Origin of the sequence: Flavobacterium seoulense (assembly GCF_000695795.1) — a bacterium.
GTDB lineage: Bacteria > Bacteroidota > Bacteroidia > Flavobacteriales > Flavobacteriaceae > Flavobacterium > Flavobacterium seoulense.
In genome coordinates this window covers 93,842-110,199 of record NZ_JNCA01000016.1, presented here as the reverse complement: position 1 = coordinate 110,199, position 16,358 = coordinate 93,842, and the positions used below count along the sequence as shown (strand labels likewise).

Sequence of the window (16,358 nt, the reverse complement as noted above, 5' to 3'; positions counted from 1 at the left end):
TGAAACAAATATAATTATTTATTTGTATTGATTCTAAATAAAAATAATGAAAATGAAACCAATTTTAATTTTATTGTTATTTCAAACGACTTTTTACAATTTCAATCATTGATTCGAGATTAGTAGTATTAGTATCAATGGCGATACTGTTATTGCCATAAGGCTCGTATTTTTCAGGAATAGTAACCGAAAATAATCCTAAAACTGGTGTTTGGGATGCACAGGCTAAGTGCATAATACCACTATCGGCACCAATAAAAACACTAGTGTTAGCAATAAAGGCAGCGATTTCGCGAACATCTTTGCTGTAAAAATGAGGTGCTTTAAAATCTATTTGGGATACATTTTCTACCGGTAAAACTTCGACGATATTATAATCAGGAAATGTGGCTTTCAGTTTTTCATAAACTGGATTCCACCATTCTGGTGTATAACATTTTGCTCCGGTTGCAAAAGTAAAAATGGCAATTGTTTTTTTGTCACTTGGAACTATTTCGTCAAGAACAAATTTTGCATCCTGAAGTTCTTTTTCGCTCAATTTGATATTGATAGTTGGAACTTCTTTTTGTGTATCAATATGACCAAGTTGGTTTAAATAATGACGAAATTCATAAACAGGATATTTAGCCATGTGCTTATAATCCGGATATTTTTGAATTATTTCGTCATTCAATTCGCCAAAAAATTTAAAATTAGCATTAGCAAATTGAGTTGATAATCGACCTGACGAAGAACCTTTGTCAATATTAATCACTAAATCGTATTTCTTTTTCTTGATTTTAAACCAAACACGAAAATACTTGATGAGGTTATCAAAAGGTTTTCTGGGTAAAACGATATAATTATCTACTGTAGGATAATTTTCGAAAATAATAGGAGCTAAGCCTCCTTTTACAAATAAATCGATTTTACAATCTGGGAAAACAGCGTTGATTTCCTGAACCAGAGGAGTTATCAATAATAAATTTCCTAATCGGTGATTAGGACGTGAAATTAAAACGTTTTTAAAATTTATTGTCGAATTTGCTTTGTAATCGAACTTGTTTTGTCCAATATTCTTGGTCAAACCACGTGTAATTTTTCTTCTTACTGCATTAATTTCGCATTTTAAACTCATATCGATTTCTTTAAAAAAAAGTTTGAAAGTACTATAATTCCAATTCAAACCAATTATTTTAGTATTAAGAATTGTCTTTTGAGTTAAAAATAATTAATTCTTTAAGATTTATCTTATATTTTAAATTATCTTAATTTTGTTAAATTGATGAGGAATTTTTAAATATAGTTATATAAAACGTGTGTTTTAATTTAAAAAATAAGGATTAGGCTTTTAATCTTCTTTTTCGTGTTCTTCGATATCTTTAGTTAAATCTAATCTTCTAAAAGTTGGAGAAATAATTCCGGTAGTTAAAACAACTAAAAGCGTCATGCTTCCGCCAAAAACAACAGCGGTTACTGTACCCATCAATCGGGCAGTTAGACCGCTTTCGAAGGCACCTAATTCATTTGAAGAACCTACAAACATTGAATTTACAGAGGAAACCCTTCCTCGCATATTATCGGGAGTTTTAATTTGTAAAATTGTTTGACGAATTACTACCGAAATTCCGTCAAAAACACCGCTAAAAAATAAAGCAACAAGCGAAACCCAAAACAAAGTCGAAAGTCCAAAAACAATGATACAAACTCCAAAACCAAAAATAGCAGTCAAAAGTTTCATTCCGGCATTTTTACTCAAAGGAACATAAGCCGTAATTAGCATTGTCAGGAAAGCGCCAACAGCAGGAGCAGCTCGTAAAAATCCAAAACCTTCCGGGCCTACTTTTAGAATATCCTGAGCAAAAATAGGTAATAAAGCTACTGCACCACCAAATAAAACGGCGACCATATCCAACGTAATTGCTCCTAAAACCGTTTTGTTGTTAAAAACAAATTTGATTCCTTCTGACAAGCTTTGCATCACAGGTTCGCCAATTTTTGGATTCAAAATAGGTTTTTTACTTATTTGAGATAAAGCCAGCAAAGCCATTAAAGAACAGCTAAAAACCAGACACAAAGACCAGTGAACACCAATTAATGTAATTGAAAATCCTGCTACAGCAGGTCCAACTACAGCAGCAATTTGCCAAACCGAACTACTCCAAGTAGCGGCATTAGGATATATTTTTTTAGGAACAATTAATGATAAAAGCGAAAAAATAGTAGGACCCAGAAAAGCCCTTACTAATCCGCCCAGAAATACCAGAAAATAGATGAGGTATAATATAATTTGTTTAGAAAAACCTTCAACTACAATAGGCCAGGTCAATAAAAATAGTCCAAAACTAATGACTGAAAAGCCGAAAATACATTTTACTAATAAACCTTTTTTTTCATTTTGATCTACAATATGACCCGCAAATAAGGCTAACGAAACGGCCGGAATTACTTCCATTAATCCAATAATTCCAAGCGAAAGAGCATCTTTTGTAATACTGTAAACCTGCCATTCGATAACAATAAATTGCATTGACCAGGCAAAAACCATCGCAAAACGCAGGAATAAAAAAGTATTGAATTCTTTGTAACGTAAGGCTGCGTAGGGATCTTTTTTGCCTATTTTTTTAAATTCCATTATTGAATGCTTTTTAATCGTAATTGTGTTGAAACTTTGCCATTCCATTCATTTTCATCAATGCAATAAGCGGCTTGAAATGCTTTTTGATTCGTAGTTAAATCAATTTTATTTCCTAGTCCAAAACCAATGGCGCCAATGCCTTCGGAGTTATTTTGTTTTACAAAAAGTTTTAAATGTTCTTCTGCTGCACCTAGTTTTTTTGCATAACCCGTATCAATAACATTTTTAGTTAAAAATACCGGAGTCATGTTTAGAGGACCAAAAGGTTCGAATTGTTTTAAAATGCGTGTCAGTTTGGGTGTAATATCCGAAAAATTGATTTCGGCATCAATTTCTATTTCCGGAACAAGTTGATCCGGATGAATGGTTTTTTGTACTTGTTTTTCAAATGCTTCTTTAAAAATAGGATAATTTTCGGCTTTTAGAGTCATTCCTGCGGCATACATGTGTCCGCCAAATTGCTCCAGATGTTCCGAGCATGCTTCCAGAGCATTATAAACATCAAATCCTTTGACTGAACGTGCCGAAGCAGCATATTTGTCGCCACTTTTTGTAAAAACCAATGTAGGGCGATAATAGGTTTCTATTAATCTCGACGCTACAATACCTATGACGCCTTTGTGCCAGTCTTCCTGAAAAACAACAGTTGTAAAACGTTGCTGTTCCTGATTTTGTTCAATTTGCTGAAAAGCTTCTTTAGTAATTTGTTTGTCTAAATCTTTTCTGTCAGCATTGTATTTTTCAATTTCGGAAGCAAATTGCTGTGCCTGATCGAAATTAAATTCGCTTAACAATTCTACCGCATGATTTCCATGTTTGATACGTCCGGCAGCATTGATTCTGGGTGCAATTATAAAAACAACATCGGTAATGTCTAATGTTTTTTTCTTTACCTGATGAACCAGAGCTTTAATTCCAGATCTTGGATTGTTGTTGATGACTTGTAATCCAAAATAAGCTAAAACCCTGTTTTCACCTGTCATTGGAACAATATCGGCAGCAATTGCAGTAGCAACTAAATCAAGATAAGGTACTAAATCTTCGATGGTTTGATTTCTATTCAATCCCAAAGCCTGAATGAGTTTAAATCCGATTCCGCAACCACATAATTCATCATAAGGATAGTTGCAATCGGCTCTTTTTGGGTCGAGAACAGCGACTGCTTCGGGTAAAGTTTCTCCGGGTCTATGGTGATCGCAAATAATGAAATCGATATTTCTTTCTTTGGCGTAAGCCACATGATCTATGGATTTAATACCGCAATCCAGAGCAATTATTAGCGAAAATTCATTGTCGCTGGCAAAATCAATTCCTTTAAAAGATACACCATAACCTTCGTCATAACGATCCGGAATATAAGTTGCCACGTGAGGGTAAAAGCTTTTTAAATAAGAAGAAACTAGTGAAACGGCCGTAGTTCCGTCAACATCATAATCGCCAAAAACCAGAATTCGTTCCTCGTTTTCTATAGCTTTTTCTATTCGTTCTACTGCTTTTTCCATATCTTTCATTAAATACGGATCATGCAGATGATCTAACGAAGGACGAAAAAAAGCACGGGCTTCTTCAAAAGTTTCAATACCGCGTTGCACTAATAACTGTGCAACAAAATCTTCTACATTCAAGGCCTGCGCCAAATGTTTGATTTTGTCTTCTGAAGGTTTGGGTTTGAGAGTCCAGCGCATTTTGATTCTAGATTTTAGATATCAGATTTCAGAATGTAGATTTTAGATTTCTACATTCTGAAATCTAAAATATTTTTATTTTGCTTCTAAAGCTTGTCCTTCAAATTCGATTCCGTCCCAACCGTGAATCATGAAGTTTCTAATATTTTGATGATTTGTTCCTTCCGGATCTCCTAAAACTTCGTCATTATAAAAAGCACCAAAACAGAATAAGGTTTCCGCTTGCGATAAGTTTTGTAATTGAGCAAAAGCAAACAATTTACAAGAACCTGAATTAGTTCCTGCAGGATTGTGCGTTTCTCCATTTTGGAAAGCCGTTGGCGTAAAATTGTAGTTTTCTTCGATTACGGCAATGGTTTCAGGAAATGTTATTGCTTCTGGTGTTTCTTTTAATTTTTCTAAAAAGGCTTGAATGCTCATGATTTTAAATTTGGATTTTTTTTACAGTCTAAATCTGTAACGGAATTTTTATTCTTCTCTTTCTTCTTTCGAAAATTTATTTTTCTTCGCTTCTTTAACGATTGTTTTTCCGGCAACTACCACAACGATTTCACCTCGTGGAGGAGTTTTTTCAAAATGTGCCAAAACTTCTTTTGCTGTTCCTCTTCGGTTTTCTTCGTGTAATTTAGAGAGTTCTCTGGAAACACATATTTGTCGGTCTTCACCAAAATAAGTCACAAATTCAGCTAATGTTTTCACTAATTTATGAGGCGAAACATAAAGAATCATTGTTCTGGTCTCTTCGGCTAATTCTAAGTATCGGGTTTGGCGGCCTTTTTTCTCAGGCAAAAAACCTTCGAAAACAAATTTGTCATTTGGTAAACCACTATTCACCAAAGCAGGAACAAATGCAGTAGCGCCTGGAAGACATTCTACAGCAATACCATTTTCGACACAGGCACGAGTCAGTAAAAAACCAGGGTCAGAAATAGCAGGTGTTCCCGCATCCGAAATAAGTGCAATATTTTCACCTGCTTTTAATCTCGAAATCAGATTCTCAATCGTTTTGTGCTCGTTGTGCATGTGATGACTGTGCATGTGCGTGCTAATCTCAAAATGTTTTAAGAGTTTTCCGCTGGTGCGTGTGTCTTCGGCAAGAATTAAATCTACTTCTTTTAGAATTCGAATAGCTCTAAAAGTCATATCCTCAAGATTGCCTATGGGCGTGGGCACGATGTATAATTTTGACATAAATTAATTGAAACAGAAGTTACTGTTTGTATTTTAAAGGAATTTTTTTTCGATTATTTCCATAAAACGATCTTCATATTCTTCTTTTCCTTCCCAGTTATTGTAATCTGGTTTTACCATTTCGTCTATGAAGCTTTTGGTTTCATAAAAATTATCATAAGTAATCAATTGGTTCATAACGCGATTATAATCTTCATTGCTGTTACCAAAAAGGTGTTTTACAAACGCAATGCGGTCATTCAGGTCAATTTCAATTCCTTTAGATAATTTATCATTCAAAGAAACAGATCTTGATGCTGTTTTTTCGGTAGTTTCAACTGCTTTTTGTACTGGAGTTGGTGGTACTGCTTCAGCTTTTTCAAAAACAATTTCTTTAGCTGGAGCTGGAACTTCGTCTAACTTTACAAATTCAGGTTCGCTATAACTTAATCCTAATAAATCTTCGAAAGAAATTTGTACCGTCTCCGATTTTTTAACTTCTGCTTGTACAGTTTCAGGTTCTTCGGTTAGTTCGAATGCGGCTTTAAATTCCGGGATTTCTTCAACTATAGTTTCTGCTTCAATTGCTTCTTCGGCTTCTGTTGTATCTTCAATTTCCGGTTCAGACTCTTGAAATTCAATTGTGTTTTCCTCAACTTCTGTTTCTTCTTCCGAAACTAATTCTTCCTCTTCATTTTCAACCTCTTCCACAGTAGTGATTTCATCTTCGGTTACTACTTCAGGAACAACAATATTTTCTGTTTCTTCTTTTGATTCCTCAACTTGTTCTTCTACGGTAGTGTCTTGAAACATGTTGCTTTCGGGCATTTCTATTTCTGTTTCAATTGGTAAAACAGCATCTTTATCATAGAAACTTTCTACTTCTTTTTCAATTTCACTATAGCTGCCAATAGTGGGTTTTGTATCAGCATAATTTTCCTCTACAAATTTTAAAACCGACAGTTTTTCGTATAATTTTTGGGTTTCCAAATACAGTTGATTCACATCAGATTTATCTTTTATTTGTAATATTCTGTGAGCGATGCTAATTAAATCGGCTTCTAATCTTTTTTTCATAATGGTTAAATTATAGTATGTATTTGGCGAATGACTTTTGTTTATTGAACACAGGGCGGGTTTTTGAGATTGTTTTTAATTAAGTACTCACAAACCTCCGAATTGCTAAAATTTTTCTACTTTTGAGAAAGTGTAAAAGTATAAAATCTTAAGCCGATTTATATGTTTACAAAGTAATAAAAACTATTCATTTTTTAAGTTAGAAAAATACAAAATGTTTCTCGAAAATACAGTAAATCATAAAGAGCAATTTGGTTGGATTGAAGTTATTTGCGGTTCGATGTTTTCGGGTAAAACAGAAGAATTGATTCGTAGATTAAAAAGAGCGCAATTTGCCAAACAAAAAATAGAAATTTTTAAACCCGAGCTTGATATTCGTTACCATCAGGATATGGTGGTTTCTCATGATGCTAATGAAATTCGTTCCACTCCGGTTCCAGCTGCAGCAAATATTGCAATTTTGGCACAAGGCTGTGATGTGGTGGGAATTGATGAAGCACAATTTTTTGACGACGAAATTGTTAGGGTTTGTAATGATTTGGCAAACCAAGGTGTTCGTGTTATTGTTGCAGGATTAGATATGGATTTTAAAGGAAATCCTTTTGGTCCAATGCCTGCCTTGATGGCGACAGCCGAATATGTGACCAAGGTACATGCGGTGTGTACCCGAACGGGAAATTTAGCTAATTATAGTTTTAGAAAAACAGCTAATGATAAATTAGTATTATTAGGAGAAACCGAAGAATACGAACCTTTAAGCCGTGCGGCATATTTTGAAGCAATGCAAAAAAATGAAGAGAAATAAAAAAATCTCTTCCAGTATTAAAAATCCTGAAAGAGATTAGTTTCTGTTTTAAATATATTTTTTCTAAATCAAGATTAGCTTGTGATTGCTATTCTAGTTTTCAAATTGTTATTTTACATTTTAAAATCCTCTATATAAAGCCCTTTAGCAGTGTTTGTAGGGTTGAAAGCAGCAAGATTATCCATTGAAGGCAATGAGGTTTCGGTATTTTTTCCTGTAGTTCGCATCGTTTGTCCCGTAATTAATTCTAGGGCTTTCTTTAAACTAGGGTCTTTTACGTTTCCAAATTCTACCAGATTCAAGAAAGCGCTGTAAGGATTAATTGCATAATCAGGTTTGATTTTCGATGGATTTGCATCTTTATCTTTGTTATAATAGGAGAAAGTAATGGGTTGCAATTGCCATTTGTGTTTGGTGCTTCTATCAGCATACGAAGTATAATTACTCGAAGGAGAATCGTATAAGGTATTAGATCCTACAAATTTCCCTGTAGTTTCTTCTCCAATTGTAACTACGCTAATATATTTTTTAAGACATTGAACGGTGAGTTCGCTGGCAGAAGCAGTTTGGAAACTAACCAAAACATATATTTTTGTCAAAGCAAGGCTGTTTATACTTTCTTCTCTTTGAAAAGTAGGTTCATTGTCAACTAAATTAAAAACTCTTACTTTTTCAGAAAGATTCTCGTATCCGTCATTACTATTATGTTTGTCATTGAAGTCCAAATAAACATATGGTTTATTAGTAAAGTTTCCGTTAATCATTTGTGCCAAAGCAACTGCAGTTTCTAACGAACCGCCTCCATTGTATCTTAAATCTAAAACCAATTCGTTAATTCCGTCCGATTTCATTTTGGCGAAAGTCGCATTGAGTTCATCATTATAATCTGATTTAAAGCCATTATAAACCAAATAACCAATGTTTTTACTGCCGTATACTTTCTTTTCGTAATAAGCAACTGGGTTTTCGTCAATTTCAGTTTTTGTTACCGTTACAGTTGTGCCTTTGTCTGTGGTTACTAAACTAGCGTTTATAAATTGCACGCTTGCTGCTATAGTAAGTGTCAGTTGTGCGTTTTCTAGCTGGTCATAATTACTTGAAGTAAGCTGGCTTCCATTTATTTTTGTAATAACGTCACCTCTTTTTAATCCTGCCAAAGCTGCTGGCGAACCAGGAACGACGTAATTAACCAAGGCTACCATATTTACACTAGATGCATCTTTAGGATAGACCCCGTAACTGAAACCACCTTTTTTTTCGATTTCTGCAATTTTTGAAACATGCACTATTTCATTACTGTTTTCAATCCAGGAGAATTTATCAATAGTTCCTCTTTGATACAGCAGCGAATAAAAAAGAGCATCAGGGGCTTTTCCATTAATAAATTTAGTGTAGGTGGCAGTAGAAGCGATTTTGCTATCAGACAAATCAGGAACATTGGGCTGCCAGTAATACCAGGAATTCATGGCTTTCCAAACAAAGTTGTTAATCTCGTCTGGTTCGGTAATAGCAGTTTCATTAGAATCAGAATCCTTACTGCAAGCTGTAAAAATCAATCCTAGAAGCAATGTCTTAATGACATATTTTAATTTCATTATTTTAGTCGTTAATTTTATTAAATTTGAAGCTGTTAAAGCGCATAAAAGTATGAAAATTAGTATTTCAAAATCCATCTTTTTATTATTTTCTTTTGGAGTTTTTTTTCTTTTTTCCTGTTCCAGACAACTATTAGATGTTAAAAACCAAACATATAAAAGTTATAATAGGAATAGTGAGAAAGGGTATGTGGTTTCTTTTGATCTAAACAACACTACTGCTGTCCCAAAATCGGTTGTGATTAATGGTATTATTCAAGATATCTCAGCAGCAAACAAAATTGCTAATACGTACCAGGTAAATGTAATTGCACAAACTACAGTAATTCATGGCTACCAAGTAAAATTAGAAGAAAAAGAAAACGGAATTTATTTTAAAAAAGATTCTAAAGTATTTTTTCAACCGGTGAAGTTCAAATTAATTACCGATAAGTAATTAGATAGTAGTGAATTTTATCTAATTCAAATATAACTGCACAATAAAACTGCCGAATTATAGTTTTTGTAAAATCGATAGTCAGAATTAAATTTTGTAAAAAATAAAAAGAATCATATAAAATAGATTAGATGAAGATGTTCGTATCTTTGTAAAGTATTAAATTTTTAAAATTGTAAGTCATGAAATATGTGTATGTAATGTTAGCTTCTTTAATGATAGTTTCTTGTAAAAAAGCTGAAACTGCAGGAGTTGTTGAAGATAGTCAAGCTAGGATCGATTCTATGAAAATGGAAATGGTCAAACAAAAAACGATTGACTCTATGAAAATAGAAATGGCTAAACAAGAAGCTTCTCAAGCGGTTAAAGAAAAGGAAAAAGAAGTAATTGTTGTTAAGGAAAATGCACAGCAAGCAGCGGCTCCGGCAGCCCCGGCTAAAAAGAAATGGAGTAGTACTGCTAAAGGTGCTGTTATAGGTGCAGGAGTAGGTGCAGCTACAGGAGCTATTATTAGTAAGAAAAAAGGTCAGGGTGCTATTATTGGTGGTTTGGCTGGTGCAGGTGTTGGTGCAGGTACGGGTGCTATTATTGACGGAAAGAAAAAAGAATAAAGAATCTGAAATTCGTATAAAGAGAAAGGCTGTTTTAATTGAAACAGCCTTTTTTTTGTTTTCGTTTAAATCGAAAATTATATCTTTTTACGCATTCTTGCTACAGGAATATCGAGTTGTTCTCGGTATTTAGCGATGGTTCTGCGGGCAATAGGATAGCCTTTTTCTTTTAATAATTCGGCTAACTGATCATCTGGAAGGGGTTTTCTTTTGTCTTCTTCTTCGATAATATTTTGCAGGATTTTTTTTATTTCCAATGTAGAAACATCTTCTCCCTGATCATTTTTCATGGCTTCTGAGAAGAACTCTTTAATTAATTTGGTTCCATAAGGAGTTTCTACATATTTACTGTTAGCAACACGGGAAACTGTCGAAATATCAAGACCTACAACATCAGCAATGTCTTTTAGGATCATTGGTTTTAACTTGGTTTCATCACCATCAAGAAAATATTCTTCCTGATAATGCATGATGGCATTCATGGTTACAAAAAGAGTTTCCTGACGCTGTTTGATAGCATCAATAAACCATTTGGCAGAATCTAACTTTTGTTTGATAAACTGAACGGCTTCTTTTTGAGAATTCGACTTATCACGAGAATCTTTATACGTTTGCATCATTTCCTGATAATCTTTAGAAACGTGTAAAGAAGGTGCATTTCGACCATTCAAGGTTAACTCTAATTCATTATCAATAATTCGGATAGCAAAATCAGGAACTACATTTTCGGTTATTTTATTATTTCCTGTAAAGCCACCTCCTGGTTTTGGATTTAATTTTTCTATTTCGTAAATCGCTTTTTTAAGCTGTTCATTCGAAATATTGAATTTTTGAATCAGTTTGTCGTAATGTTTTTTGGTAAAAGCATCAAACTGAGTTTCGATAATTTCGGCAGCTAATTCAACAGAGTCTGTTGGTGTTTTGTGTTTTAATTGCAACAATAAACATTCCTGTAAATCGCGTGCGCCAACACCTGAAGGTTCTAGTTGATGAATAACCTGCAGCATGCGTTCGACCATATACTCATCAGTATAAATGGCCTGAGTAAAAGCCATATCATCTACAATATCAGGAATGCTTCTGCGTATGTATCCCATGTCGTCAATGCTTCCTACAAGAAATTCAGCAATTTCCCTTTCGTGATCGTCAAGGATAAAGGTATTAAGCTGGTTAATCAAATCCTGATGAAAACTGATAGGTGCTGCCAGTGGTGATTCGCGAGATTCATCGTCATCACTGTAATTATTAGCCTGAGTTTTATAATCGGGCGTGTCATCGTCACTTAAATATTCGTCGATATTAATATCATCGGCATCAATACTTTCAGAGTCATCGTAATCATCATAATCTTCGTTTTCAAACTCGTCTTTTTCATATTCTTCCTCTTTTCCGGTTTCTAATGCCGGATTTTCGTTCATTTCTTCTAAAAGACGTTGTTCAAAAGCTTGCGTAGGCAATTGAATTAACTTCATCAGCTGGATTTGCTGTGGAGATAATTTCTGTGATAATTTTAAATTTAAGAATTGCTTTAGCATATTTCTAGTTACGGGTTATGAGTTATAGGTTATGAGTTGAGTATTGCTACTTCTTAACTCATGACTTTTAACTTTAACTTCTAATTTTTATTATTTGAAGTTCTGGTTTGAGATTTTGTTTAACTTCTAACCTCCAATCTTCTGACTTCTAACTTTATTTTTAAAATTCGGCATTCATTGGTGTTCTAGGAAACGGAATTACGTCACGAATATTGGACATTCCTGTAACAAAAAGTACTAATCTTTCAAATCCAAGTCCGAAACCAGAGTGAACAGCACTACCAAAACGTCGGGTATCTAAATACCAATATAATTCTTTTTCGTCGATTCCTAAATCCTTCATTTTTTCGATTAGTACATCATAACGTTCTTCTCTTTGGGATCCGCCTACAATTTCACCAATTCCAGGGAAAAGAATATCCATAGCGCGAACGGTTTTTCCGTCTTCGTTCAAACGCATGTAAAACGCTTTGATATTGGCTGGATAATCAAACAAAATTACAGGGCATTTAAAATGTTTTTCTACCAAATAACGCTCGTGTTCCGATTGTAAATCGGCGCCCCATTCGTTAATGATATAACTGAATTTCTTCTTTTTATTTGGAGTCGAATCTCTTAAAATGTCAATCGCTTCGGTATAAGAAACGCGTTTGAAATTATTTTCTAAAACAAAATTCAGTTTTTCAAGTAAAGTCATTTCACTTCTTTCCGCCTGTGGTTTTGATTTTTCTTCTTCCAGAAGTCTTGCTTCTAAAAACTTCAAATCATCAGCACAATTGTCCAGAGCATATTTGATTACATACTGAATAAAATCTTCTGCCAAATCCATATTGGCATCCAAATCATTAAAAGCCACTTCGGGTTCAATCATCCAAAATTCAGCCAAATGGCGGGAGGTATTCGAATTTTCGGCTCTGAATGTTGGTCCAAAAGTATAAATCTGTCCCAAAGCCATCGCAAAAGTTTCGCCTTCCAGTTGGCCTGAAACCGTTAGATTGGTATGTTTTCCAAAGAAATCTTTCTTGTAATCGATATTTCCTTCTTCTGTTTTTGGTAAATTGTCCAATGGCAACGAAGTTACCTGAAACATTTCGCCGGCACCTTCGGCATCAGCTCCAGTGATAATTGGTGTATTCACATATACAAAACCTTTTTGTTGGAAATAACTATGTACTGCAAACGACAATACCGAACGAATACGCATAATAGCACCAAAAGAATTCGTTCTTACTCGCAAATGTGCATTTTCACGCAGGAATTCCAGCGAATGTTTTTTCGGTTGCATCGGGAATTTCTCAGGATCTGAATCGCCAAGAATTTGCAGTTTCGCTACCTGAATTTCATATTGCTGACCAGCACCTTTACTTTCCGCCAAGGTCCCTGTTACCGAAATCGCTGCACCAGTGGTGATTCGTTTTAAAGTTTCTTCAGGAGTGTTTTCAAAATCAACCACACATTGAATGTTGTTAATAGTCGAACCATCATTCAAAGCAATAAATTGATTGTTTCTAAATGTTCTTACCCATCCTTTTGCATTTACTTCCTGTAACGTTATCGAACTATTAAGCAAGTCTTTAACTTTTGTATGCTTCATCTATGTATAAATAACAATTAAAATACTCTTGTTTCTCTGACACAAATATAATTCATTTTTTTAAAGCAGTAAATTCAATCTGTCTATTTAGGAGCTAATCCCGCTATTCGTTACAATCTTTTGTGTCTCGTCCGAAAAGACGAGATACAAAAGGATTTTCACTTCTATCGGGGCTAGGGAGTTGTGGAATTATAAATTGAATAGGAAATTGATTTATATGCCGTCCCTACGGGACTCTAAAAAATGAATCGATTTCTCCCCGAAATAAATTTCGGGGCTACAAAATAGGTCGTTCCTACGGAACTTTTCTGTGTAGATTTGGTAAAGAAATTTAATTCATTTTATAGAAGTATGTTAAAGAGCCGTAGGCTCGGCATATTTTATAGGGATGGATTTTAATGCATCCAAAAAATGATGGATACGGTTTTGAGTTTTTTTCCGAGTAGAAAATCCCATATTGTTCTTAAAACAAGACGGGATTTTTAAATATCTTAAAAATGAAAATTAACTATTCTTCTCTAATTCTAAAATTAAATTAGCAATCAAAGCGGTCCATCCGGTTTGATGTGAAGCACCGAGTCCTTTTCCATTGTCGCCATCAAAAAATTCATAGAATAAGTGTTCGTTTCTAAAATGTTCGTTGTTGGCAAAATGATTTTCGGAGTCATCAGCATGGTATTGAAATTTGCCTTCTGGATTTCTTTCGAATAATTTAATTAATCGTTTCGTTAGTTCGTTAGCAATTTCTTTTAAATTTAATTTATTGCCCGAACCCGTTGGGAATTCGTAGATATATGTTGGACCATAAAAAGTATAATATTTACGCAATGATTGAATAATCATATAGTTCAATGGCATCCAGATAGGACCACGCCAGTTGGAATTTCCGCCAAACATAGCCGAACGGCTTTCACCGGGTTCATACTGGATTTGGTGCGAACCGTTGAAAACAAATGGATGATCTTTGTGAAACTTAGAAAGCGAACGAATTCCAAACTCAGATAAAAACTCATTTTCATCTAACAAGCGTTTTAACAAATGTTCTAACCTGAAACCACGCATGATCGAGAATAGAAAATTACCCTCTTCATTGGTTTTTTCTAAATTAGAAATCAACGAAGCCAAATCAGGTCTTGTTCTTATAATTTCGTTGGCTCGTCTTCTAAAATCTTTCAATTCCTCAAACAAATCTTTATGCATGATTTCGACTGCAAACATAGGAATTACACCCACTAAAGAACGTACTTTTAAACGGTCGGTTTTTCCATTTGCCATTTCGACCACATCATAGTAGAAATTGTCTTCGTCATCCCAAAGCGAAATATCTTTTTTCCCAATATGGTGCATCGCCCAGGCAATATTTAAAAAGTGCCTGAAAAATTTAGCCGATACTTCTTCGTAGATTTTATTGGTTTTTGCCAGTTCGAGTGACATTCGAAGCATATTCAAAGAAAACATTGCCATCCAGCTCGTGGCATCAGCTTGTTGCATTTTCTTAATTCCTTCGGGCATGTGGTTGCGGTCGAAAACTCCAATGTTATCCAAACCTAAAAATCCACCTTCGAATAAATCAGTTCCGGAAGTATCTTTTTGGTTTACCCACCAGGTAAAATTGATTGTGAGTTTTAAGAATGCTTTTTCAAGAAAAGCAGTATCAGCTACACCGGTTCGGTTTTTATCTTTATCATAAACATGCCAAACCGCCCACGAATGCACAGGAGGATTCACATCGCTAAAATTCCATTCGTAAGCAGGAATTTGCCCGTTAGGATGCATGTAACTTTCCTGTAAAACTAACAGCAATTGTTGTTTGGCAAAATAAGGATCGATTTCTACAAAAGACGCCATGTGAAAAGCCAAATCCCAGGCGGCATACCAAGGGTATTCCCATTTGTCAGGCATGGAAATCACGTGACGGTTGTTGAGGTGCTGCCAGCTAAAATTACGCAGATTAGTTCTATTGGCCGGGTTTTCTTCAGTTCCGCCAAAAAGCCATTTGTGAATATTGAAATAATAAAACTGCTTGGTCCATAACAAACCTGAAAAGGCACTCTTGGCTATTGCTCTGTGTGCTTCAGGAATTTTTTCATTTATGGTTTCGTTATAAAAAGCTTCACATTCCTGTTTCTTTTGGTCAAATAGATTTTCAAAATCGGCCCAGGGATTTTCAAGTGAAGTATTGCTTAATCGTAATCTAATGGTTTTACTTTCGCCAGGTTTTAGATCCAGTTTGTACCATATAGCGGCTTTCGTTCCGGTTTTATTTGGATTTACTGATTCTGCTCCGTTGATAACGTGATTGTTGATTCCGTCTTTAACGTATTGGTATTCGTTTGGGACATTATAAATACGTTCGTTGTTAGTTTCATTTTCACAAAACAATTGTTGGCCATATTCATGATAAAGATAAAAATCACCAATTCGGCTGCTTTTAGAAAGTATCACATTTTCGGAAACTGATTCCATATCAGGTCGCGGATGCCTATTATTATGTTTCCAGAAATTACGAAACCAAAAATGAGGTAATACGTGTATGCTGGCATCATTTGCTGCTCGGTTCACCACGCTAACTTTCATTAAAATATCATCAATACCTGCTTTGGCATATTCGATATAGCAATCAAAATAAGCGTTGTCTTTAAAGGCTTCGCTGTCTAGTAATTCAAATTCGGTTTCCTCACGGCTTCGTCTGTTGTTATTAACTAAGTCGCTGTATGGAAATTCGTTTTGCGGATATTTGTAAAGGTATTTGTTGTAAGTATGTGTAGGGGTAGAAATCTGATGAAAATAGAGCTCTTTTACGTCCTCGCCATGATTTCCCTGATTATTGGTTAAACCAAATAAACGTTCTTTTAAAATAGGGTCTTTACCATTCCAAAAAGCAGGAGCCAGACACAAAATTTCGCGGGAATCACAAAAACCGCCGATACCTTCTTCGCCCCATCGGTAAGCATTACTGCGTGCCTTGTCGTGATCAATATATTCCCAGGCTTCCCCATATTGGCTATAATCTTCGCGAACGGTTCCCCATTGTCTTTCGGCCAGATAAGGTCCCCATTTTTTCCAGTTTTTATAGTTGTTAGCAACGGCTAGTCTTTCTGATTCTGAATTGGTATTCTCCATATTATTAGTATGCTATTTAGTGGTATTTAGTGCTAAGACCTGTTTTTAGAAAACTCATTTTTAAGCTAAGTTTCTATGAGGTCATTAGTAAAAATAAAAATTTTTTCCAG

At 34.8% G+C, this 16,358-nt stretch carries 13 protein-coding genes; 3 read left to right on the top strand and 10 right to left on the bottom strand.

What is annotated here, in order from left to right:
* Window positions 1-76: 76 nt before the first annotated feature.
* The 6 genes from FEM21_RS08430 to FEM21_RS08405 all read right to left on the bottom strand — a co-directional run bounded on the left by FEM21_RS08430 (window position 77) and on the right by FEM21_RS08405 (window position 6,549).
* A complete protein-coding gene (locus FEM21_RS08430; RefSeq protein WP_035659505.1) occupies window positions 77-1,117 on the bottom strand; it encodes a glycosyltransferase family 9 protein in 1,041 nt (346 codons plus the stop codon).
* Between the two features lie 213 nt (window positions 1,118-1,330).
* Window positions 1,331-2,614, bottom strand: a complete 1,284-nt coding sequence (locus FEM21_RS08425; protein WP_035659749.1) for an MFS transporter — start codon at window positions 2,612-2,614, stop codon at window positions 1,331-1,333.
* Window positions 2,614-4,302, bottom strand: coding sequence for a single-stranded-DNA-specific exonuclease RecJ (recJ, locus tag FEM21_RS08420; protein ID WP_035659503.1), 1,689 nt, complete (start codon window positions 4,300-4,302; stop codon window positions 2,614-2,616). The genes FEM21_RS08425 and recJ overlap by 1 nt, the downstream gene beginning before the upstream one ends.
* Before the next feature lie 75 nt (window positions 4,303-4,377).
* Window positions 4,378-4,722 carry a HopJ type III effector protein gene (locus tag FEM21_RS08415; protein WP_035659501.1) on the bottom strand — a complete coding sequence of 115 codons (345 nt, stop codon included), beginning with the start codon at window positions 4,720-4,722 and terminating at the stop codon, window positions 4,378-4,380.
* A 48-nt stretch (window positions 4,723-4,770) separates the two neighbouring features.
* Window positions 4,771-5,493: a 16S rRNA (cytidine(1402)-2'-O)-methyltransferase gene (gene rsmI, locus FEM21_RS08410; RefSeq protein ID WP_035659499.1), complete on the bottom strand. Its 723-nt coding sequence runs from the start codon at window positions 5,491-5,493 to the stop codon at window positions 4,771-4,773.
* Between the two features lie 33 nt (window positions 5,494-5,526).
* Window positions 5,527-6,549 carry a hypothetical protein gene (locus FEM21_RS08405; protein ID WP_035659496.1) on the bottom strand — a complete coding sequence of 341 codons (1,023 nt, stop codon included), beginning with the start codon at window positions 6,547-6,549 and terminating at the stop codon, window positions 5,527-5,529.
* A gap of 214 nt (window positions 6,550-6,763) precedes the next feature.
* Between FEM21_RS08405 and FEM21_RS08400 the strand changes: the two genes are divergently transcribed.
* Window positions 6,764-7,354 (top strand): thymidine kinase, encoded by a 591-nt coding sequence (locus tag FEM21_RS08400; RefSeq protein WP_035659494.1) that lies wholly within the window; start codon window positions 6,764-6,766, stop codon window positions 7,352-7,354.
* Window positions 7,355-7,467: 113 nt separating this feature from the next.
* On the opposite strand, the gene FEM21_RS08395 is transcribed toward FEM21_RS08400, so the two are convergent.
* Window positions 7,468-8,949 (bottom strand): S41 family peptidase, encoded by a 1,482-nt coding sequence (locus tag FEM21_RS08395; protein WP_051627538.1) that lies wholly within the window; start codon window positions 8,947-8,949, stop codon window positions 7,468-7,470.
* 52 nt (window positions 8,950-9,001) lie between these two features.
* On the opposite strand from FEM21_RS08395, the gene FEM21_RS08390 reads away from it, so the two are divergent.
* Both FEM21_RS08390 and FEM21_RS08385 read left to right on the top strand, forming a co-directional pair.
* On the top strand, window positions 9,002-9,385 hold the full coding sequence (locus FEM21_RS08390; protein ID WP_035659745.1) for a hypothetical protein: 384 nt from the start codon (window positions 9,002-9,004) through the stop codon (window positions 9,383-9,385).
* Window positions 9,386-9,567: 182 nt separating this feature from the next.
* Window positions 9,568-9,996: a YMGG-like glycine zipper-containing protein gene (locus FEM21_RS08385; protein ID WP_035659493.1), complete on the top strand. Its 429-nt coding sequence runs from the start codon at window positions 9,568-9,570 to the stop codon at window positions 9,994-9,996.
* Between the two features lie 77 nt (window positions 9,997-10,073).
* Here FEM21_RS08385 and rpoN read toward each other — a convergent pair whose 3' ends face one another.
* The 3 genes from rpoN to FEM21_RS08370 form a co-directional block, all read right to left on the bottom strand.
* Window positions 10,074-11,531 (bottom strand): RNA polymerase factor sigma-54, encoded by a 1,458-nt coding sequence (gene rpoN, locus FEM21_RS08380; RefSeq protein WP_035659491.1) that lies wholly within the window; start codon window positions 11,529-11,531, stop codon window positions 10,074-10,076.
* Between the two features lie 160 nt (window positions 11,532-11,691).
* Window positions 11,692-13,125, bottom strand: a complete 1,434-nt coding sequence (asnS, locus tag FEM21_RS08375; RefSeq protein WP_035659488.1) for an asparagine--tRNA ligase — start codon at window positions 13,123-13,125, stop codon at window positions 11,692-11,694.
* A 504-nt stretch (window positions 13,126-13,629) separates the two neighbouring features.
* Window positions 13,630-16,248 carry an MGH1-like glycoside hydrolase domain-containing protein gene (locus FEM21_RS08370; RefSeq protein WP_035659486.1) on the bottom strand — a complete coding sequence of 873 codons (2,619 nt, stop codon included), beginning with the start codon at window positions 16,246-16,248 and terminating at the stop codon, window positions 13,630-13,632.
* Window positions 16,249-16,358 lie beyond the last annotated feature (110 nt).

What these genes read in the sequence shown, in the direction of transcription:
- FEM21_RS08430 (WP_035659505.1), bottom strand. Translation starts at nt 1,117, where the DNA reads ATGAGTTTAAAATGCGAAATTAATGCAGTAAGAAGAAAAATTACACGT.
- FEM21_RS08425 (WP_035659749.1), bottom strand. Translation starts at nt 2,614, where the DNA reads ATGGAATTTAAAAAAATAGGCAAAAAAGATCCCTACGCAGCCTTACGT.
- recJ (WP_035659503.1), bottom strand. Translation starts at nt 4,302, where the DNA reads ATGCGCTGGACTCTCAAACCCAAACCTTCAGAAGACAAAATCAAACAT.
- FEM21_RS08415 (WP_035659501.1), bottom strand. Translation starts at nt 4,722, where the DNA reads ATGAGCATTCAAGCCTTTTTAGAAAAATTAAAAGAAACACCAGAAGCA.
- rsmI (WP_035659499.1), bottom strand. Translation starts at nt 5,493, where the DNA reads ATGTCAAAATTATACATCGTGCCCACGCCCATAGGCAATCTTGAGGAT.
- FEM21_RS08405 (WP_035659496.1), bottom strand. Translation starts at nt 6,549, where the DNA reads ATGAAAAAAAGATTAGAAGCCGATTTAATTAGCATCGCTCACAGAATA.
- FEM21_RS08400 (WP_035659494.1), top strand. Translation starts at nt 6,764, where the DNA reads ATGTTTCTCGAAAATACAGTAAATCATAAAGAGCAATTTGGTTGGATT.
- FEM21_RS08395 (WP_051627538.1), bottom strand. Translation starts at nt 8,949, where the DNA reads ATGAAATTAAAATATGTCATTAAGACATTGCTTCTAGGATTGATTTTT.
- FEM21_RS08390 (WP_035659745.1), top strand. Translation starts at nt 9,002, where the DNA reads ATGAAAATTAGTATTTCAAAATCCATCTTTTTATTATTTTCTTTTGGA.
- FEM21_RS08385 (WP_035659493.1), top strand. Translation starts at nt 9,568, where the DNA reads ATGAAATATGTGTATGTAATGTTAGCTTCTTTAATGATAGTTTCTTGT.
- rpoN (WP_035659491.1), bottom strand. Translation starts at nt 11,531, where the DNA reads ATGCTAAAGCAATTCTTAAATTTAAAATTATCACAGAAATTATCTCCA.
- asnS (WP_035659488.1), bottom strand. Translation starts at nt 13,125, where the DNA reads ATGAAGCATACAAAAGTTAAAGACTTGCTTAATAGTTCGATAACGTTA.
- FEM21_RS08370 (WP_035659486.1), bottom strand. Translation starts at nt 16,248, where the DNA reads ATGGAGAATACCAATTCAGAATCAGAAAGACTAGCCGTTGCTAACAAC.